This window comes from Priestia sp. SIMBA_032 (genome assembly GCF_046535215.1).
Classification (GTDB): Bacteria; Bacillota; Bacilli; order Bacillales; family Bacillaceae_H; genus Priestia; species Priestia aryabhattai.
On sequence record NZ_JAWRXD010000008.1, the window covers coordinates 17,329 to 38,889 of the forward strand.

A 21,561-nucleotide genomic window follows, 5' to 3' on the forward strand; every position below is an offset into this window, starting at 1 on the left:
AAGGCACTTTGGTTATGAACCGATATATGTAACGAAAGGGCCTCATAAGGGCAAATGAACAAATTCCTAAACAGTATGGGAAGAAGCCTGTATCCCCTTAGATACAGGCTTCTTCCTTTTAAGTTTACATAAGTTTTATTATAGGAACCAATTTACATTTTACAAAATGAGGAGTTTGTGGTAAACTTTCGGCATATATATATAGAAAAAAGACTCAAATCTCTTGTTAATAGATTTACATTAGTTTTGTTCTAGATAAGATAAAACTTATGGTATGAGGCGGCTTCGGCCGTCTTTTACTTTTTTTTATCGTCTCAATAAGTTTAGTATACTTAAAGTGGTGAGATACAAAAGAAAAAATAAAACCATGATGATTTAATAACCAATATGGTTTTATTTTCTAAGGTTTTTACTTATTAAAGTTTATGGTTGCAGACTGGGCATCTATCATTGTGATGATCGACCATGTTTCCACAGTTACCACATTCATCAATGTAATTTGTAACTAATTCAGTTATCTTCATAGTTAACACCCCCTTATACCTACGACTAAAATTCTATATAAATCCATAACTTCCTTCTTAATAAGAAAAAAGTATTTAAAATGTATAATATTTCTGCAAGTTCACATAATAAGATTACGGTGAAGGCTTATCACCTTTAGATTACGTCTAGCCCACGTATCTTTCATCGTACTTCTGGTAATTACTTAAGGTCCACCAGCAACGGATAGTTAATCTTAAATTTAGTGGCGCAATACCCTTCATAGCAGTTAGCTTGTTCTTCTGTTACGCAACTAAATGGCAATCATACTATCCCTTGCTCCCTATGGTATATAATACACTGAATAACAGGTATAAAAATCCTTTATTCGGGAAAAATGGAAATGTAAAAAACGGCGACACACCTGTATTTTACAAATCCGACTATTTATAGAAAAAAGTTAGTTAAATTATTATCCGGGTACCATTCTCTCTTCTCTAGTAATGTAGTGATGAATCCTTACCTTTAGCAACCGGATGATAGTAAAACTAACTTTTTTCTATTGTATATCGTATATACAAAGATGAAAGTGAGATGGAATAAATGAGTGTTCAAAAAATTGATCGTTCTATGCTTATTGAGGAAAAAGCTGTGAGATTTAGAAAGGATGAATTGTACAAACTTGTGAATGAAATTATGGAGCAATATGATTTAGAAACTTTGATGATTGCTACTTTAACGAAAATAGCTTTTATAGATTACTTGCTTGGACTGGATGTTATGGAAAATAAACGTCTTGAGTCCATGATTAATGTTGTTAATAGTAATCGTGGTAGGAATCATCAATTAACAGATTTCTACATACGTTTTTGATTACTAAATACAAAAACAGCCTCGCAAATTAGCTTGGCTGTTTTTTTGTTATTTCTATCCACTAGATCACCTTCGACTTTATTTATCCATCTTATAAAAGATTATAAATCGTTAATGTAAAATGTTTTTAAAATACTAATGTTAATGTCAATGTTAATACTAATGTTAGTGTCAAGCCTTATTCCATCTAATTTAACAAAAAGATTGATTTTTCTGTCAATTATGGTAGTATATTTTTTGTAGGACATGTCTCAAAGCAATAACAAATTACTTTGTAAGGTAAAAAAATTGTGGAGGATGATCCAAGTGACCAAATTTTTAAATGTAGAAAGTTCGATTCTTGTTGAAAGAGATTGGGTTCAAGACGAGTATGCAAGTATGATAAGAGAACTGGAAAAGAGCATTCTAGATAAAGACGAACATAATGCTATGAAACAATTCGGCATATTTGTTATTTTGAATCGTCTTCTCTACGGTGATATTGGTGGAGACAGATATAACAGTATAGTTAGAATGATTAACAAAGCTTTTAAGTGTAATTATGCAGAGCACGAGCTTGATTAGTTTATAAAATGTTGATTTTATTATATATAGTAACTGAGGTAAACAAAAAAGGAGCATCCTCATTCTTTAAGATATGAGGATGCTCCTTTTTTATTTACTTACCTTTCATACGATAACTCTTAAATTTATAGACCTAAACTTTTGTCAAACATACAAAACTCTTATAAGACTAAGTAATAGCAACCGATATACTTAGTTGGAATTTATTATAAAGCTTTTTAATATCTGCATTATGCATTCTCACGTAACGTTGGCTTACGCATTTTTCAATACAGATTTCACTGTGTTACTATGGATATCGTATGTATCTATATTCACTCGTATTTCTTTAAAACTATAGCTGGTACATAATCTAATCACAAAATGGATTGGGATTTTCTAAGTTACTTGTTGGAGGAACTATACCCTCCTTAAGACTCATTGCCAAAGCAATTGCTTGAACTTCACCAGCTGCTCCTCACACGTGACCAATCATAGATTTATTAGCTGTTATTGGAATCTGCTAAGCTTGTTTTCCAAACAATTCCTTAATAGCCCTTGTTTCGGAGATGTCACCCATCTTTATACTTGTTGCATGGGCACTAATAACATTAATCTCCTCAAGAGATATGTTTGCATTTCTTAAAGCTGTTCTCATCGAAAGATAAGCACCTTACCCTCTGGATGTGTAGCAACCATATGGTGTGCGTCTGAACTTGCACCATATCGGATGACTTCAGCATAAATTTTCGCTCCTCTACGCAAAGCGTGAGATAAATATTCTAAGGTTAGAATTCCTATTCCTTCTGACATGACAACAAATCCATCACGGTAAAAAAGCTTACCATTCTAGTAAGCATGATTAAAGCATTATTTTATAACAAATCTTTAATTTGTTCATAAATATATTCTTTACTCAACCACCAAGCTTGTTTTGTCATATAATTATCTGTGAAATTTTCTTTTTCACTCTCTGGACGATCTATCCACTTTGCTGGATGAGGTAATTCTCTGGAATTATTCATTAATTTCTTTTTAGGTATTCCTTTATTTACAACTTCTTTAAAGTATTTTGGTCTGTATTGAGATTCTTGGGCATCAGGGCGCAGATGCAAAATATCTGTAAGAGATGGTTTAATAAAATTATTTTTTATTTTGTTTTCTTTTTCTGAAAAAGTTAGCTCAACACCGTTTTTTAGTTTTTCAACTTCTGTTTTCCAAACTCGTTTTACTGCTCCATCTATGTCCGTAGGTGGCATATTCCAAAACTTAGCACCTGTTAAAATGATTTTTTCAGGATTTGTTTCGTAAGATTGACTTCCACTTTTTTTATCATTAAAGTCATTAAAAACTAACAATAGAAATTTTTGTTTATCTAAAAAATCATATACTTTAGACTCTTCCCAAGACTCATCTACAAGCTCTATGAATGAAGGAATTCCCATGAATTTAAAATGCTCTTTTGGCTTCCCTTTTCTTAAAGTAACTGTTTTTAAACTAATTTCTGCTTTTTCAATTTCTTCAGATGTAACTTCATCTGTAGTGGTTGGTAAGTTAAGAATTCCACGGATTATCATGTTATTAATATTTTTTTGAGCCTTTCTTGTATTTACTTGTATACCGAGTTTAGAAATCAATTCGCTTTGTTTCATACCATAATAGGGAATAAAGCGAGAAATAATAATTTCCTCAAGAGTTTTATTTTCTAGCTCACTAACATCTTTTACAATACTATTAATTGCTTCGGTATGATCTTGGCCAATAATATGGTTATTTATAAGTTGATTAATAAATTTCGATTTAAATGAATAGGCTCTAGGCTTTGCAGGAACATCTGTATGCTTCTGTTTTGTAAAATCAGCACCCGTTGCTGACTTTGTACATGCTCCTAAATAATTTGTAAGCCCTTCTGATAGTTGTTCAGCTTTCCCGGAGTTTATATATTCAGATATTTTTTCCCAGTCCTGCTTGATGATTTCTAAATCTTTCTCAGGTATCTCAATTACAGTATCTTTAGACAAGTCAAAATCTTGTAATTCTGTCATTGAAAGTAGGTTTGCATATAATACTTTAAATTTTGTTTTATCTTCAATTATTTCGCCACTAGAAATTTTTTTCTTATGAGAGATATCTCGTCTATAATATTGAATTAATTCAATTAGTTTATTCTTGTGCCAAAATGAACTTTCTTCAAATCTTTTACCATATTCATTTTGGTAATTAATTTTATTTAAAACTAGTCTCTCCCCAGCTATAAATTTTGTGCCATCTTTCTTTGTGGTTTGTTTATCTAGAGGAGTAACTTTCAACTCTACTCCAGCTTCCGGAAAATCTGGTTCAGTGTAATTGTCTGCTGGATGGTCAAACCAGATTTGCTCAATTACATTACCAGGATAAGATTTATTTTTTACATTCTTAATGCCCTTTACATCAATCTCTCCAAGCGTTTTTCCAACCGCCTCTAATGCTCTTTTATGTACTTTTTCCTTTGTATCATAGATACTGCTCAAATCAGCCCACTCCTCCAATATAGCTAACAACATTTTTCAAATATAGTATATCAAGGATTGGAAATTAGATAAATATTAGGGTTCTGGTTCATAGCTACAAATCACTTATAAGTAAACCTTAAAACTTGGACATATTGATACTAGTATTCTAAAAAATAAGTGAATCAGTATGGAAAGACATAGCATTCTTCTCCAAAGTAAAAAGCACATAAACGTTAGAAAAATGCTTATTTAAGAGTAGTAAGGTTAGAAATAGTATTGTAATTTATAGGCCGTAGGTTCTGCAAAGAATTAAAACGGGATTAAAATAAAAAAGAGAAGGGAAACCCCTTCTCTTTTTTATTTACACATTAAATAGTTTAAAGCTTACTCGCTCTTATTTATTTTAATTTCATAACCAAATAACTGAGAATTTTCTTTTGGTATCCATTTTCTATCTCTAATTTTGCTCAAACCTTGGTACAAAGAGCCTCCTATAATATTTTCTAACCATATAGAACAATCTTTTAAAGTATCAAAATCATATAGATGTACCTCATTCTTATATAGTGAGTATTTTTTAGTTTTCATTATTATCACCCTTACTTTTTTTCAAATAAAAAAGAGGCGTGAAGAAGCCTCACTATATTATAACATAATGACTTTTGAACGTTATCCACATTAGTAACTGTAAAAGCTTTTGGTTTATAAACTCTGACAAAGTATAAATAAGAAGTAACTTAGTTACCTTGTTAGATACATATTTTCAACCCAAACAACTCTATTTTAAAATATGTATTAATATTTTAGCTAATTTCTAGCATTACAGAAAATAAATGCTAAAATATAGATTAAAAGAGTAAAAATTACCTACTTAAACCTTTAGGACATAAATATATTTACCTAATGGGGGATGGGTGAAAATAAATTTAAAAGTCAAAGACTAAGGAGTAGTAAAAATGACTAAAGAAAATGAGTTAACTCCATCCAAAATGGTACAGTTTTTAGACTGGAGCTATGAAAAAGCATTAAATGGTCTACCTAAAACCCAATCTACTCAAGAACTAGCCGAGAGTTATTTATCTAAACATAATACTATAGATGATGCAATTGATGCTCTTATAGCATGGCAAAATACTAAAGCTGGAACATCAGGCTTTTTAACTGGATTAGGAGGCGCCTTTACTTTACCGATAGCTATTCCAGCTAACTTAGCTTCCGTCCTTTATGTTCAGCTACGTATGGTGGCTGCCATAGCTTATATGAGGGGATACGATATAAAAGATGATCAAGTTAAGACTCTGGCCTTCATAGCTCTTACAGGACAGGCAGCAGGCGATATTTTAAAAGAATTTGGAATAAAAACAAGTACAAGTTTTTTAAAGGTAGCAATACGTAAAGTTCCAGGAGAAGTAATAAAAAAGATAAATCAAAGAGTTGGTTTTAGGTTAATGACCAAATTTGGCTCAAAAGGAATTATTAATCTAGGCAAGCTAGTTCCTGTGGCTGGGGGAGTAATTGGTGCAACTGTCGATGTTATAGGTACAAATACGATTGGGAAAGTAGCCAAAGATAAACTTTTTATTAATCCACCTCCACCATCGCCTGATGTTGTAACATTAGTCTAAAAATAAATGCATTTTAATAACTTTCAATCTAGGTTATAGGTTTTATAAAAATATAGGAGGGATGAGTTAGAGATGACATTCGCACCTAGTAAAGCAAACGCAATATGGCTGGTAAGGGCCGGTCGTTATGGGAGTCAGGAACAAGCAGCATTAGATAATGATATTGTTACAATTGGCTGGAATGATTTAGGAGATATTTCAAATTATCAAGATAAAGAAGACTTTTTTGCATTTTTTGAAACAACCTATCCTAATGAAAAACCAAAAGCTATTATGAACAAAGCCAATCAAGTGTGGCGCTTCAAGAATGAAATAGAAATTGGAGACTTAGTTGTACTTCCTTTAAAACAGGAACCCTCTATTGCTGTAGGTGAGATCATAAGTGATTATGAATTCACCGAGACTTTGGGTCCAGATATAATTCATACTCGTAGAGTTAAATGGATTACTAAAGATATGCCCCGAACTAACTTAAACCAAGATTTGCTTTATTCTTTAGGTGCATTTATGACTGTATGTCGTATTCAACGAAACGATGCTGAAACAAGAATACCTGCTGCGGTTCAAAGCTATCTCGGTAAAGTCTCCACGACTTCTCCTCAGGTCTCGACTACTATAGAAGAAAGCCTGGATGACAAAAGTGTAGTAGCTGATTTAGAGACTTTAGGAAAGGATCAAATACGTTCCTTTATTAATCAACAGTTTGCGGGTCATAGGCTTCAGGATTTGGTTGCTGCTATTTTTAAAGTAGAAGGTTATGCAACAGTTGTTTCACCTCCTGGAAAAGATGGAGGAGTAGATATATTGGCAGGCAAAGGCCTTTTAGGCTTAGAAGAGCCACGAATATGTGTACAGGTAAAAGCTACATCGACTCCATCTGGAATTGATGTAGTAAATAGTCTACTGGGAGTGGTAGCAAGCTACGGAGCATCCTACGGTTTAATTGTTTCTATGGGTGGATTTACCCGAGATGCCCGAAAAAAAGCCAAGGAACAATTTTTTAAGATCAGATTATGGGTCTCAAATGATCTCATTAACGCTACATTACGTAATTACCATAAATTAAGTGATGATATACAAGCAAGTCTTCCTTTAAAGCAAGTATGGGTAGTGGTTGATGAAGGAGAATAATCTCAATTATTCAAAATTTGCTTATAAATGAAAAGGAAAAAATTAAATTACTGTAACTAAAGCTTATTGCATCTCAACATGTTAACTAAGTAAATAACCATTTATTGAGTAATATTAAATTAATATAAAATAATGATGGGGGTAAAGATGTGATTAACTATCAGTTTTATCCTAAAAATAATAGGTTACCGGACTTTTTAACAGAAGTGGTACGAGTATTCTCTGAAATGAATAACAGAATTTCGAGTACGAATAGAAAATACAAAAGTAACGACATTTTGGCTGAGTGTAGAGAGGGTCTAATAAGAATAGGTTATAAAGTAGAGGGTAGTCATAATACCAATGGTAATTTTATCGAAGTGCCTGTGTTGTTTGGTAGAAATAATGTACTAGAGAAATCTTTTCGAGCAGACGCTTTTAATGAGAAGTTTAAATCTGTTATTGAAGTTGAAGCTGGAAGAGGCGTGTTGAACAATCAGTTTTTAAAAGACCTATTTCAAGCCTGTATGATGCAAGATGTTGAGTATCTAACTATAGCAGTTCTTAATGAATATAGGACGAAAAATAAATCAAATAATAACTTTGACGAGGTCTGTAAATTTTTTGATGCTTTATATGCAAGTGATAGATTAAAATTGCCACTTAAAGGTGTTTTAGTTATTGGATATGATACACCTATTGTTCAAGAAATAGAGGACTCTTTTGAAGAAGTTGTAGATGAACTCGAATCAAATGAAAAATAGTGTTCTTGAATCCTCTTAATAAGATTGCTAAAAATAATAAATAATAATATGTTCAAGTACAATACATAGTTACGTTATTAGGAATAAAGGGGAATTATGAAATTTCCAGTACTTACATCCTGTTTTATATATCTTTACTGTAAAATCAGGGAAGCATTATGTTCTTTAAGTGGATTAAAAGTCTCCTGCCTTATTTTCTTCTTTTCCATTTAATATTACACAGTTTAATTAATAAGATTTGAGGTACAAAAGTTATATACAGTTATATTTATATTAAGGGATTTGAAAGGAGAAAAAGTGAAGAAGCTTTCTGCTGATACTAAAATTTCCGGAACTAATTATTCTGTTGTAGATTTTTGGTCATGGGGATTTTCAGATTTACTCATGAACTCGTTAAGAGGAATATTTGCTGAATTTCTCGTAGGAAGTGCCTTAGGTATCTTACAAAGTCCAAGAATTGAATGGGATGCCTATGATTTAGTTTATAACAATAAAAAAATCGAGGTGAAATCATCAGCCTATATACAGAGCTGGCACAGAGGAAAATATTCTACTATTAGTTTTGATATCGGAGCCAAAAAAGCATATAGTTACGATACTCATACGTACAGTGAAAATGCTGTGAGAAGTGCCGATATTTATGTTTTTTGTCTTTTAAAAGAAAAAGATGAAAGTATAATTAATGTTTTAAACACTGAGCAGTGGAGTTTTTATATTGTGCCAACAGAAACTTTAAATAACCTTTACTCTTGTCAAAAAAGAATTTCCTTAAAGTCTCTAGAGAAAATCAGCAAAGTCGTTTCCTACTCAAATTTAAGGAAAACTATAAATAAAATATGTTAAGTTTTCTTCTTATATACAAAAGGCATCTAACATTAAAATTAGATGCCTTTTGTATATAATTATTTTGAAATCTCTTGGGTTTCCATAGCATATATCTCGTTGATTTTTTTACCCATTTTCTCTACTAAACCTACAACTAAAGCATTACCCATGCAGAAATATCTGACTCTATCCGTTAATTGCTCGGTCCAATTCGGAGGGAAATCATTTAGCAATTCACATTCTACTGGAGTTAATACTCGTAAACGCTTAGTATCAAGATCTTCAACTACATGAGTACTGCGATTTTTCGTAGCTTCACTCGTAAGCATAGTTCGTCCAGGACTATCTAAATCATCGGGGAATTTCATTCCACCTTCAGCATAAGTATAAACATGACCTGTGCTTGAAGTTCGCTCAATACGCTTTGGTCCTTTAAGATAAGTAAAGTGTTCTAAAGTTGTTTTGCCGTTCTTTCCTACTGCATCGCTATCAACATAATATTTTTCGTCAATTACTTGATAATCTCTAGCTTTAATTAAAATGTCCCTTAATGTAATGGATGGAACTGTGTGAGGAATAACTTCCTCCGTGTAAAATTCTCCATTTCTCATTATACCTGCATTTCTAAAAGTTGCTGTGAAAGTATCTGATACTTCTACAATATCTTCAGGTAACACATCGTTTGATACAGAATGCTTTAAAGAAGTTTCAGCTATTGGAAATTCACTAGCAAAAAAGCCATTTTCGTGTATACTCTCTTGTAGAGAGTAATCTAACTGTTTTTTAGCATAGTTAGTATCATTTCTGGATGCAAAAATAAAAATTCTTCGTCTTCTTTGTGCAAATCCGTAATCAGCAGCGTTAATAACTCTCCATTCTACAAAATAACCTGCATCTCTAAAGCTTGCTAGCATAACAGCGAAGTCTCTTCCACGTAACTTAGAAGGTGATTTTAATAATCGATCAACGTTTTCTAATAATACAAATTTAGGTTTGTGGTGATTTACTATACGCATGATTTCCCAGAATAGTACACCTTTTTTCCCTTGTATACCAGATTCTCCACTTAATGAACGTGCGACAGAGTAATCTTGACAAGGAAAGCCCCCTACGAGTAAATCATGTTTAGGGATATCTTTTGTCTCATCTACTTTAGAGATATCTTCATTACTGTGAATTCCTCTGCCTTCGAATCTTGTACTATAAACATCAAAAGCATGCTGTACTTTCTTTGAAGGTTCCCATTGATTACCCCAAACTATATTAAATCCGCCTTGGCGTTCTAAACCGACTCTAAATCCGCCAACTCCAGCGAATAATTCCACTACATCTATCATAAATGCGAACATCCTTTCCTATTGACACGTGTTTTCATTATAAATGATTTTTAATGAATAATGAACAAAGAAGTATCTTCCAAAATTATCAGCTACATGTCACTAAAAAAGAAATCCCCATAAAACACACAGCTTGTTTAAGTTATAATCCTTAGTCTTTTTAGCAATGTACCAAAAAGTATTAAAATATCTAGTTTATTGTTTTATGTAACATTCATTTTTTAGGGTTTCCAAACCATCTAATCATGGCTTGTTTGCTGATAATCCATTCTTTTCGTTCTCTATCGGGATGCTTAAAAAATTTGACTAACCCTTGTTCAATCATATTATTTAATTCTTCTTGTCTTTTTTTGCTAAGAGTAGAAGGACTATATTTATTTTTTAGTGTTTCCCTTGGTACTCCCCAGAGATAAGAAGCTTCTAATGGCGTCATATATTTTTCAATTTCTCTCACCGTACTGTTCTCCTTTTTATGTTATTTAAAAAAAGAAGAGCCAAAAGGAATAATTTACATCCTCTTTGGCATTCATTTCTATATTACCTAGTTAAAGTCCTAAGTTAGCAAAGAATTTTCTTTCATGTAGGACAGATTTCAATAATCCTTTTATTAATTACTATGCTACGATTATACATCTCTTTATAAAACCTTATTAACTAAAAGACCTTATAAGGTTATTTTACAATAAAAAAATTAACCTTTCAAGGTTAAATTTAAGAATCGAACATATAAATAATATTTTAAATTATTTACTATGTAATACTTTAAACCTTAAGTTCAAATCCTTTTATAAAAGGTAATAGTTCTATTGCGGAAATTATACTTACCTGAAAAAACGAGATGAGTATCTATTTAGATTTGTACCTAGGCAGCTATTCCAAATAGTTGATGAATAAATTACATTTAACTTTATCCAATCTTCTTCTAAAGCTTTATTTGTCCTATTTGAAGGTTTTAAAACATCCTTTTGTCCTCTTTAGAATTTAGGATAGCGATGAAATCATCAGTCTTTTATCTGCTGTCATTATATGAGGTCTAGAAATATGCGAAAAAGCCAAGGCTTTATTATAAAAGCACTTGGCTACTTGTTTCTTCTTGATTACTTGGATAAAAATCAATGGGATTTGCTTACTGACGTAGAGCCAGCCATTTCATGAAATATGGACGATCATTGTTCGAAGGAGTTTCGTACCATTCAGAGCAGATAAAGTATTTTTCACCGTAAGCTTCAACTTCGGTGGACCAATACCTCGTAACTTTTTCTCCATTACTAAGAGAAGTTTTCCTCAATAGTGGATGTAGTAAATGGAACGTCTTTTTGGAATATGCTGCTGTTTGCATTAATTCAATTTCTTCTTTTGATATTTCATGATTAGCCAGCATTCTGGTTAAAGTACTTCGTACAAGGAGGCCAATCTTCATTTCATTATATCCGTTTATGTTATTAAAATCTTTTGCCTTGGGACTACTTGTGCTATCAAGATTATTTTCTGTGTGACTTTTTCTATTATTTGAAAACAAGCTGTAAATTTGTATACTCCGCATAAAAAGATCTTTTGAATCATTTGCAGATTTAGATGCGTCTATCACTGGTTGCATTATTTTGTCATAAAAATCATCATTCGCAATAATACGTATATTATAAGTTAAATCGAACTTATACAATAAATTTTGAATATCAGATATAAATTTATCTAATGGAGAAATTACAGATTCATCAATTCTTGGAGAAACAAAAATGATATCGCCAGTTTTTTTATCAAAGTGTCCATATAAAAACATCACTGTAGTTAATATTTTTTGGGCCACTTTAATAATAGCTTTATCTATATCATTATAACTTGATTCAAATTCATCAAAATTTACATCTATTGCATATAAATTCTGAGTATCTCCATCAAAACTTGCACCAAGAACATCAATTTCTGATTGCAGAAGCAACTGTGGAGCTGAAACTTTACTTTTATATAAACGCTTATTATACTCTTTTCTTAATACTTCTATATACGATGACAATAAAGTATTTATGGTATCTTCATTCTTCATTTCCCACGACAAAGAAGGCTTTTTCCAATTTGTTTGAACAAGTTGACACCCTTTTATATGTCTAAGCCATGAGTATAATAATGATTCTCCCATTTCAATTCTCATATTTAAATCCCCTTTTAAATAGTTAAACTAAAAATAATTCTATGTTTTCTATTTTTTAATAATCAAATGCATGCAATGCTGAGCTAATTTTATAATTTTCTCTTTTTAATAAGCAAAGTTTTACCGAGTTTTGCTCTATTAAAAGTTAAAGACTTTCACTAGGTTAATTCTTAATTATTAAGGTTAAAACAATGATTTCCATTGATTTCTCAAAAGAGCAGCGAAACTTCTAGTTGCTTCAAGACCCAAATGAAAAACTATGGCTCTGGAAAAAATTCGACCACTTTAAAAATTCAGAACATTCTTTCGGTAACATATATACCTATGTAAATATTATAATAAAAAATGATTAAAAGATTAACTAATTTAGGCTAATAATATAATTGTAATAATTTAGGTTTCGGTGTAAAGGTTACAGATTATTTAATTTTAGGACCCTAAATAAGCATAGTATGACATTAAATTAAGAGGGGCATAAAACTATTGACAACAAAATTAAAGCGATAAAAAGAGCGAAACACTTATATATCAAAATGTCTCGCTCTCTCCCCTCTACGTTTTAGGTTATCTCAAATTCAGTTATAATAAAAAGGATAGTTTTGGAATAATTAAATAATAAGCTATTTTAAGTTTTGATTATCTAAATTTTGTATCAAAACCGATTCTAAAAACGTGTATCATAAGGGGAGAATGAGTTTAGGGAAATAACCGTGTATACTTATTTCAGAAATTAGAATAACATAGTTATAATTTTTAAATTTCTTATATATTGGTTTATATTAAAAGACTAGAGTTGGTACAACCATTTCTAGTCTCTTATAAAGGTTTGGTATTTTATATTATAAGAATTATATAAATTGACCAAAGTGTTGTTGAATTAGCTCTTTTAGCTCAATTATCCTTACTGAATGTTTAGATTTATTACTTTCATTACGCTCAAGAAAAAACCCTTCATTATTCTGCTCTAAGATATAGAGATGTTGAGCTTTATCTCTAAGAACATTTTTCTTTCTTAAACTATCACCTATCATCCAACAAATAATAAATTTTGCATCTTCTAGAGTATGATTCATATCCTCCGTTAACATCCATTTCAATTCCACATAAAAGAAATCGTTAGGTTTAGCCTCATTAGAAATCCTATCTACAGATAGAATATCAAAACCTTTAATGGTGTCATAATCCATAATTTCGAAAGGAATAATATTAGGTTCTAGAGTTATAACTTGCATAAGAGTACCATATAGTTCAGATTCAGACATAGGCTCTCTTAGTACTATGTCATTACCATTTTGGGTTTTATAAATTAATTTTCTTTTATTGTTAATTCTTTGTATTCTGTCTAAATGTCTTTTTTTCTTTTTCTGCTTTTCATTCTCGATAGAAATTTCAGCATAATCTTCACGCTGTTTTTGCTTTTTATCCTCTGGGTTATTCTGTACTTTATTTACCAGTTCATTAGCATTTTCAGAAAGACTTTTTAAAGTTTTTGGAGGAATTTTATGTTTTATATTCTCAATTAATTCATTAACTTTTTCCTTTACACATTTGTCAATGATAACCATAAGTTCATTGATGTTGGAAATTAATTTTGTCTGTAATTCTTCGTCTATAGTAGCTGCACCAGTTCGATCTATTGTAAGGTCGATTTTTTGGCAATTAAAGAAACCTAAATATTGAGTTTTACCATGTCCACCCTCACCAACACTTTGTAAATCATCATTTATAAGTTGAACTGGGATATAATCTTTTGCAAGATAAATTCCATATCTCTTACTTACTATATATTTATAGCTAGGTAGTTGGTTTGTGAAGTCCTTTATCATTTTATTACTTTTCCTTGCTTCTTCACCTATCCTATAAACTACAAATTCAATTATTGCAGTTTGTGTTTTACCAAGACTATCTTTATAAGTGAATTCTAGTAAGTTTTTCTCTTTTGTATCCATATCCTTACTAGTGAACTTCATCACCAAATATTTTCTGATATATTTTTTCAAATCTTTGTCAAGGTCTTTTTCAGTATAATTTGAACTCATTTCTGATAAACTATAATTTTCCACAATCTCTTCTTCTTTGGATACATCAGGAAATTTAAAGCCGTAATCAATTTGGCTAAATTCTTTTCGTGTCGTAATGTTATCTTTAATAATATAAGTACCATTGCCTGTTAATATTATATCTTTAGGACTTACAGAATCCAATTTTTTATCTTCCTTAAATTCTAAACCTTTTAAATGAATTTTAAAGTTTCTTTCAGGCATCATACCCATTTCTTTTTCAAATGACCCTGTTTTAGTGAACCATTTAATAAAATCCACAAGGTTTTTGTGATGATATTCAAGAGGATTTTTATGTAAGAAACCTTGAATTTCGATAATTGTTCCATTTTTCCCACTGTAAGGAAAATCCTTGGCTTCTTGTATACCTATTTTTTTCCGAGTTATATCATCATAATTTCCATCATTATTTCTGATATTAACTAATGATTCATAGGGATTTATCCATTCTTGTTTTGCACCTTGTCCATCTTTAAAAGATGTGACAATAATACGTTTAGACTTTAAAAATAGAAGAGTCCCAACTCCCTTATTTCCAATAATACCCCGAGCGTTAAGCTTAGTAGAATTTCCTAGTCCAAATATATAATGTTCAATATCTTTTTTGGAAATTCCATTTCCATTGTCTTCAAAAAGAAGATTTATCCATTCTTTTTCTCTATCATACTCTACTTTAATTTTTAAATCTTCTGATCCACTATCATATGCGTTAGCTATAGCCTCTCTTATCACTTCTAACGGCTTTCTTGAATTCTGTACTATTTGGAGAAAAGTATGTACCGCGTTTATATTTAGTAAAGACAAAAAAATTCAACAACCTTTCCATAAAATTTCTGACCTTGGTTTAAATAGGTAGGAGTTAAACTTAAAAAACACCTTATAATTAATACTATTGAGTAACTTTAGTAATCTGGATTACGTATTGGATGATTTTAATATATTTATAATATTTCTCCCTTTATTTATTATATAGATAAATAGTTAAAAGTGCCTATATAAATTTATAAACAAAGTTGATTTTCTAGAGTTGGTATACTTTTACAACATTCATTTGTTTGTAAAAATTTCATCATCGGTAGCCGTGTTTTATCTCCTAATAACTTGAGAATCTGAGCTGCCTTTTCCATCTCGATTGAAGCTTTTGTATCTATTAAGAAAAATCTCCTGATTGTTATATGAAAATTTAATTATATGATTATACGTGTAATACACTTGCTTTTGTTATTATTTAAAACCTTTTCATTAAACCAAATATAACACGAGCTAATTCTCAATGTGGTGTACCATGTTGCTAACGATGCAAATAACAGGCAATTTTAAATTATAAGTATAATCAAGGTGAAATAATGGTATAGTGGGAGATAAAACTACCTTATGAGTTATAAGTGAGGAAGGTTTATCTTCCAAATAAGACGAGGAGGATTTGTATGAATAATGTCATTAATTTTTATGATTTCCGCAGACACAGAAAAATCAAGAAGTTTCTTCGTTTCGTTGTAGTAATAGGGATAATTACTGTAGCTTTTGTGTTTGCTTATCTTTTAATTGTAACAGGAATGCACCACCCTACCGAGTTTCCTTCTTACATTGAGCCTAAACCGTGATATATGAATGATTAGCCTCCTCACTTAAACTCAAGTATCTATTACTCAACCTTATTGACCATAAACAAAAAGGACCCTTTAAATTCTGAAGGACCCAGTTATCATATACTTATATTTTATATACTCTTCTTCATTCCGCATTCTCGGCATTCACGCAAGAAAACGCCACCTTTTACAGAACTTTTGAAGTAAGCTGAGTTGCAGTTGTCGCATCTGCCACTGACCTTATCTGGATATTCGGCATAATCATATACTTTAGTGAGATCTATTTCTTGCTGCTGTTTCTCTTCCATATTAATCACTCTTTTCTAATTGACTTTTATTCGATTACCCCAAAAAGTGAAGGTGGAATTATTTTATGTAAAACGAACATCAATTAGTTCACTTAACCTCATTTTGTTCTTTAATTCAAATACTTCATCGATAAAAACAAACAAATTCCCCAGGGAATCAACAAATTGTATGAATCCTGTTTCAGTTATGCGTTGCCCGTTCTTATAATATGTAAGGTATACTTGTTGATTTGTATGTAAGGCTTCAATCACGGTGAAATTGATTTGTTCCATTTGCTCTTCTGTTAAAAGAGGTTTAGGTACTTCTAGTTGTTTGTTTATGACTTCCTGTAATCCTATGTATTGCTCTGGCATACTTGCGAAAGCTCTCCATTTTTTCATTCCTCTATCGTGATGCATGATATCATCCTCCTTTAGGCTTTATGGCCTCCGATAAGACCATTTCGATAACGAGCTGTTGAGTGATCCAGATAGCTTGAAGCCCGTAGCACACTATTCTTCCCATAACGCATCCGAATTTCATCAATCGTTTTGGCAAGAGCATAGGCTCTTTCACGCTGATCGATATCCTCAAATAAGCTCATTTGCTCCTCTTCTTCAATGCTCGTATTAGACAATGAAATTCCAATGGAGCGAATCGGCATTCCATTATCAAAATTATGTAAAATGGTTAAACAATAAGGGAAAATATCTTGGCTTAAGTTCGAAGCTCTCCCCATTTTCTTTTGTCTTGAGAAGCCTCCACCTGTTTGTTTGCTGTAGCCAATGGATAAATGGATAGTTTGCGCGACGACCTGATGCATACGTAAGCGAAAGCATACATCATCCAAGAGTTCTAACAACAATAACTCCACTTCTTTTCGGCTTGTATAATCTCGAAACAGAATTTGACCCTTTCCGAATGATCGAGAACTAGGAATGTATACATCTGAAATGCGACTAAAATCAATTCCATTGGCATGTTGGTGTAACTCTTCCCCCATGATGCCAAATTCTCTTTGTAACATCTCTTTAGAAGAAAGAGCGAGTTCTTTTATGGTATAAATGCCTAAACGGTTTAAGCGTCTTTCTGTAGCTGACGAGATCCCCCAGAAATCCTTCATTGGATGAATCGACCATAACTTAAAGGGAATATCCTCATATCGCCAATACGCAACCCCTGTTGGGCTGTGCTTCGCTTCATGATCTAAGCTAACTTTAGCTAGTAAGAGATTAGGACCGATTCCTGCGGTAGCTGTCAGTCTTGTTTTGCGATAGATCTCATTACGTATTCGGTGAGCTAGCTCCTCTGGTGTTCGAGCAAATAAATGCAAAGAAGCTGTCGCATCAATAAACAACTCATCAATGCTATACGCATGAAAGTCTTCAGGAGCCACATACTGTAACACCAGACTAGAAATATAGTTCGAAGCCTTGATGTATCTCTCCATGGATGGATTCACTACATGGATATCTTTCCTTTTAGGGATTTCAAAGAGGCGACTTCCTGTTTTGATCCCTTCTTTCTTTAATAAAGGTGTGGCAGCTAACACAACCGATCCCGACCGTTTGATATCTCCTACAACCGCAAGCTTTGTCTTCAATGGATCTAAGCCTCGTATGACAGAAGAAACGGAAGCAAAGAACGCCTTCATGTCGATACATATAATAACTCTGTTTGGTAGCTGACCATCATCCATTAAAAGAACTCCTCAACAAAGAACGTTTGTTCCCTATATTATATACGAACAAACGTTCTTTGTTCAATAAAAACTCTAAAGTTTTCCCGATTATTGTTACTCTAATACTGTTAGTCAAGGAAATAAGAAATGCAAATATATTTATTCATCTACTTGAATTTTCCACTTAATATAGACAAGCTCAGAATTTAACTTGTGCTGAAAAACCTATATTTAATATGCTGAAAAATTCAAGAATAAGACTTACTCTAGGAAGTGTCACATAGCATGGTAAAATGTAACTGGGTGATAAAATGAAGGAATTAAATCATTATATAAAAAATACTGAAGAGCTTAAGGGCACTAAAGATACACCAAATACTGAGGTACTTAAGAGCATTAGTGATTCATTAAAGGTTGAGGTATTTAAGGGTACTAAAGATGCACCAAAGATTGAGATACTTAAGGGTATTAAAGATGCACTAAAAATTGAGGTACTTAAGGGCATTACGGATTTGCCGAAGATTGAGGTACTTAAGGGCATTACGGATTTGCCGAAGATTGAGGTACTTAAGGGCGTTACGGATTTGCCGAAGATTGAGGTACTTAAGGGCGTTACGGATTTACCAAAGATTGAGGTGCTTAAGGGCGTTACGGATTTACCAAAGATTGAAGTACTTAAGGGCGTTACAGATTTACCAAGGATTAAAGTACCTGAGGTCGTTAAAAATGGACTTAAATTAAATATTCCCAAGATAAAATCAGGAGAGGTAGACTATGAATCTTTTTACAGGGGATCTGAAAATATTGGAAAATGGGGATGGACTGTTCCGTTTTCGTTTGGTCTTGTTCATATAAAATACTTTGAGAATGATAGCCTTACTAAAAGAGATGTTGATAAGTTTTTTTATAATTATTATTCCTCTGATAATGACGAATTTGACAAAATGACGAATAGTATTCTTAAAAATAAGGATATCTATCAGTGGCATGAGGCAATAAAACAATGTGTTTATGCGCATAAACACAATAGGTATATTTTATCGATCAGTACGCTAATACCTGTGCTAGAAGGAATCCTATCAACTTTTGAAAGTAATAAATCTAATATTCGGATGATGAAGGTTTGTAAAGATATGCTTAATACAACCGATGATGAATCTTTGATTGATAAAATAATGTGGACTTCTTGCTATCATTTTATTTCAGCACTTTATAAAAAGTCTGATTTCTCTAAAACAGAACCTGAGATAATAAATAGGCATTGGATATTACATGGAAGGACTGCTTTTAATAGTTCAGAAATTGACTCATTAAGAATTTTCAATGCCATTGAGACAGTCTCGGGTATAATGAAATTTCATAATAGAGAAAAGAATAAAAATAAACAAGATAAATAGGATAGGTGTACCAGTTCAAGGTTTAAATCCTTTATTAAGGGCTTGGTAAGTGATGAAGGATATGATGGCTAAAAAGTAATTAATTTATAATAAAATTACAAGATAAAATAATTGTCTCTTTTTATTACTAAAGAGGAGACTTAAAATGTATCAAATTAGGATCTATATATTAAGGGACGGTACGAAAAGAAAAATAAAAATTGAATAGGGAATGACCCTTGAAGATGAGTTGAAAAAGACAGGGACTACAGAATCAGATATATTTCAAATGTAATTAGTAATCCAAGATAATAAAATGTAATTCTAGTTGTGCAATTTTGCTAAAAAGGCAGCCGGAAATTATTTTGCTGCCTTTTATACTTAAGGTAAAACTATATCTGCTATTCTTCATTTTATTTTTGAACGTCTTTTTCTAGTTTTTTTGTTTGCATATTTCTCTTTAAGCATTTCAAGTACCCAAAGTGCGTTTCTTAATTTTCCAATCATAACTGTGTCAATGAGGACTACATCTTTTACATCTTCTTTGGTAAAAGTATTCATATTGAGTGTACGTTGAAATGTGCTTGTGGTATCTGGATATGCACCTTCGCCGGCCACTCTTTCGTACATTTCTTTACCTATTTTTCTTTTGTCGGAAGTTGTAATAAGATCACTTTGAGGTATATGTTTGAAATAATCATTGTATTTTGCATTAATAAATTCGACCAGATACCTGTATCTGCTATTTTTGGTCTTAAGAGGTTTTGAATACACTAATCTAGCACGCACATTATGAATTACTTGATCTTCGACCATGCGGGCATCAATTATGAAACTTAACTTAGTCCCAATTAAATCTAAAAATTTAAACTCCATCACTGCTTCATCGGGATTAATAATTAGACTTTTTAATTCATTTAATGTAGGAATTAAAAAATCTCTTTCTAGTTTAGATCGTCCCATATCAAACATCATATCAAAAACTGTATCTTCATTGATAGAATCAGGTTGTTCTTCAAATAATTCCATTAAAAATTCTTGTCGTGCTTCGTCACCTAACTTACAAGTATATAAAGCAGTAAAGTATTCTTGAAATGATCTATGTTGATATCTGTAATTAATACCATCTTGAATAAGTATACATACAGCTTCTGTTAAATCTATTTTAAAGTCATCAGAATTAAACTCTACGCCTATACCTATCTCTTCCTTTGCTTCTTCTTTTGCCTCACTTATATACTCCATTAACTGATTCCTTGTAAAAGTATTTTTAGAGTCCAGGTAACTATATGCTGAGAATATGCTAAGTATATTTTCAAAATCATCAGATGCTAATCCTTTTTTTTCTAAGCGTTTTTCCCTTGTAAATGACCCTTTACTTGCATCATGTTGTGCATAAAGTGTGTTAAAAGCTTTCTCATAAAAAAGATGTAGTTTAGCCGGGATTTCTGCATATTCTTCATATGTTAACAACATAAGTGTTAATAATAAAGGGTTGCAACAAAATGACGAATGAGTATCAAATAGGTCGCCCTCTCTCAGTTGAAAAAGAAATTTGTTCTTAATATCTTCATGATAATTTAAGTTTGTTATTAGCTGTATTGCCTTTTCCTTATCCAGTGGAATGACATTAAAGTCATAAAAATTATCCCACCCTCTTTCTAACATTTCATTATGTCTAGATGATACGAGATAATAATTATCTCCATATTTATTAGTTATTCGTTCAATCTCTTTATGAACAAAACTTTTTTTATCTGAATTTAATTCATCAAAAGCATCAAAAAATATAATGTAGTTTCCACTATATAAGGACTTAATAAACAATTCCTTCTCTAATGAAAAATTTAAATTGACAAGGGACTCGTATATAAAATCTTCCAAATTGTATTCTTTATCATTAATATTTTTATCATTAATATACTTTAGTTCTAAAAATATAGGTATTAAATCAGTAGTTCTAATTGTGTTAAGAAATAAGTGTTTAAAAAGCGTAGATTTTCCAATTCCACCTGTTCCAAAAATTGTTATCTTTTTGCTATATTCAAGAAGTTGGTCCACTTTTTCAGTGCTAATTATGTCTTCCCCGCATTTTACATCTATATCAACATAGAAGTCATATATATACACTGGTTTATGCTTGTCTATAATAGACTTGGTTTTACTAAACTTGTTCACTGCGCTCTTTAGATACTTTTCAAATGCTATCCTCGTATGAATTATTAATTCTTGATATTTTTCTTCTCCTTTTTTATACACCCCTTTAAATATTTTTTCTACATTTCTTTGAATAAGATCAGTGATAATTTTTGAATAATCAATTTGCACTTTTATTACCCCTATCTAAGTCACTTTTTCGGTTTTAA

The 21,561-nt window shown here is 31.6% G+C and carries 18 protein-coding genes and 2 pseudogenes; 8 read left to right on the forward strand and 12 right to left on the reverse strand.

Annotated elements, in window-relative coordinates; all coding sequences use genetic code 11:
- Nucleotides 1-1,086 precede the first annotated feature (1,086 nt).
- Both SB717_RS21735 and SB717_RS21740 read left to right on the forward strand, forming a co-directional pair.
- Nucleotides 1,087-1,356 (forward strand): hypothetical protein, encoded by a 270-nt coding sequence (locus SB717_RS21735; protein ID WP_410904665.1) that lies wholly within the window; start codon nt 1,087-1,089, stop codon nt 1,354-1,356.
- A gap of 306 nt (nt 1,357-1,662) precedes the next feature.
- Entirely contained in the window at nt 1,663-1,920 is a 258-nt protein-coding gene (locus SB717_RS21740) for a hypothetical protein (protein WP_410904666.1), read from the forward strand.
- Nucleotides 1,921-2,234: 314 nt separating this feature from the next.
- Here SB717_RS21740 and SB717_RS21745 read toward each other — a convergent pair.
- The 3 genes and pseudogenes from SB717_RS21745 to SB717_RS21755 form a co-directional block, all read right to left on the reverse strand.
- Nucleotides 2,235-2,730, reverse strand: a pseudogene (locus SB717_RS21745) (beta-ketoacyl-[acyl-carrier-protein] synthase family protein); the annotation flags it as partial.
- 44 nt (nt 2,731-2,774) lie between these two features.
- Entirely contained in the window at nt 2,775-4,409 is a 1,635-nt protein-coding gene (locus SB717_RS21750) for a Sau3AI family type II restriction endonuclease (RefSeq protein WP_410904667.1), read from the reverse strand.
- Between the two features lie 366 nt (nt 4,410-4,775).
- Nucleotides 4,776-4,979 carry a hypothetical protein gene (locus tag SB717_RS21755; protein ID WP_410904668.1) on the reverse strand — a complete coding sequence of 68 codons (204 nt, stop codon included), beginning with the start codon at nt 4,977-4,979 and terminating at the stop codon, nt 4,776-4,778.
- A gap of 368 nt (nt 4,980-5,347) precedes the next feature.
- On the opposite strand from SB717_RS21755, the gene SB717_RS21760 reads away from it, so the two are divergent.
- The 4 genes from SB717_RS21760 to SB717_RS21775 all read left to right on the forward strand — a co-directional run bounded on the left by SB717_RS21760 (nt 5,348) and on the right by SB717_RS21775 (nt 8,733).
- Entirely contained in the window at nt 5,348-6,016 is a 669-nt protein-coding gene (locus SB717_RS21760; RefSeq protein ID WP_410904669.1) for an EcsC family protein, read from the forward strand.
- 72 nt (nt 6,017-6,088) lie between these two features.
- Entirely contained in the window at nt 6,089-7,147 is a 1,059-nt protein-coding gene (locus tag SB717_RS21765; RefSeq protein ID WP_410904670.1) for a restriction endonuclease, read from the forward strand.
- 149 nt (nt 7,148-7,296) lie between these two features.
- On the forward strand, nt 7,297-7,890 hold the full coding sequence (locus SB717_RS21770; RefSeq protein ID WP_410904671.1) for a hypothetical protein: 594 nt from the start codon (nt 7,297-7,299) through the stop codon (nt 7,888-7,890).
- 297 nt (nt 7,891-8,187) lie between these two features.
- On the forward strand, nt 8,188-8,733 hold the full coding sequence (locus tag SB717_RS21775) for a hypothetical protein (protein WP_410904672.1): 546 nt from the start codon (nt 8,188-8,190) through the stop codon (nt 8,731-8,733).
- A 59-nt stretch (nt 8,734-8,792) separates the two neighbouring features.
- Here the strand turns inward: SB717_RS21775 and dcm are convergent, their stop codons facing one another.
- The 5 genes and pseudogenes from dcm to SB717_RS21800 all read right to left on the reverse strand — a co-directional run.
- Nucleotides 8,793-10,052: a DNA (cytosine-5-)-methyltransferase gene (gene dcm / locus SB717_RS21780; RefSeq protein WP_410904673.1), complete on the reverse strand. Its 1,260-nt coding sequence runs from the start codon at nt 10,050-10,052 to the stop codon at nt 8,793-8,795.
- Between the two features lie 214 nt (nt 10,053-10,266).
- Nucleotides 10,267-10,506 (reverse strand): helix-turn-helix domain-containing protein, encoded by a 240-nt coding sequence (locus tag SB717_RS21785; RefSeq protein WP_251569211.1) that lies wholly within the window; start codon nt 10,504-10,506, stop codon nt 10,267-10,269.
- A gap of 672 nt (nt 10,507-11,178) precedes the next feature.
- A complete protein-coding gene (locus SB717_RS21790; RefSeq protein ID WP_410904674.1) occupies nt 11,179-12,201 on the reverse strand; it encodes a hypothetical protein in 1,023 nt (340 codons plus the stop codon).
- A gap of 848 nt (nt 12,202-13,049) precedes the next feature.
- Nucleotides 13,050-15,065: an ATP-binding protein gene (locus SB717_RS21795; protein ID WP_410904675.1), complete on the reverse strand. Its 2,016-nt coding sequence runs from the start codon at nt 15,063-15,065 to the stop codon at nt 13,050-13,052.
- Between the two features lie 236 nt (nt 15,066-15,301).
- A pseudogene (locus SB717_RS21800) lies at nt 15,302-15,412 on the reverse strand (ArsR/SmtB family transcription factor); the annotation flags it as partial.
- 276 nt (nt 15,413-15,688) lie between these two features.
- Here SB717_RS21800 and SB717_RS21805 point away from each other — a divergent pair.
- Nucleotides 15,689-15,865, forward strand: a complete 177-nt coding sequence (locus SB717_RS21805) for a hypothetical protein (protein ID WP_410904676.1) — start codon at nt 15,689-15,691, stop codon at nt 15,863-15,865.
- A gap of 116 nt (nt 15,866-15,981) precedes the next feature.
- Here SB717_RS21805 and SB717_RS21810 read toward each other — a convergent pair whose 3' ends face one another.
- From SB717_RS21810 to SB717_RS21820, 3 genes are all read right to left on the reverse strand, one after another.
- Entirely contained in the window at nt 15,982-16,158 is a 177-nt protein-coding gene (locus SB717_RS21810) for a DUF8096 family protein (protein ID WP_410904677.1), read from the reverse strand.
- Between the two features lie 63 nt (nt 16,159-16,221).
- Complete coding sequence (locus tag SB717_RS21815; RefSeq protein WP_410904678.1) at nt 16,222-16,557, reverse strand: YolD-like family protein; 336 nt, start codon at nt 16,555-16,557, stop codon at nt 16,222-16,224.
- 14 nt (nt 16,558-16,571) lie between these two features.
- Nucleotides 16,572-17,837: a Y-family DNA polymerase gene (locus SB717_RS21820; protein WP_410904679.1), complete on the reverse strand. Its 1,266-nt coding sequence runs from the start codon at nt 17,835-17,837 to the stop codon at nt 16,572-16,574.
- A gap of 293 nt (nt 17,838-18,130) precedes the next feature.
- Here SB717_RS21820 and SB717_RS21825 point away from each other — a divergent pair, with 293 nt between their 5' ends.
- Nucleotides 18,131-19,216 (forward strand): hypothetical protein, encoded by a 1,086-nt coding sequence (locus SB717_RS21825; protein WP_410904680.1) that lies wholly within the window; start codon nt 18,131-18,133, stop codon nt 19,214-19,216.
- 387 nt (nt 19,217-19,603) lie between these two features.
- Here SB717_RS21825 and SB717_RS21830 read toward each other — a convergent pair whose 3' ends face one another.
- The gene (locus SB717_RS21830; protein WP_410904681.1) at nt 19,604-21,523 is read right to left on the reverse strand and encodes an NACHT domain-containing protein; all 1,920 of its coding nucleotides are present in this window, start codon (nt 21,521-21,523) and stop codon (nt 19,604-19,606) included.
- Nucleotides 21,524-21,561 lie beyond the last annotated feature (38 nt).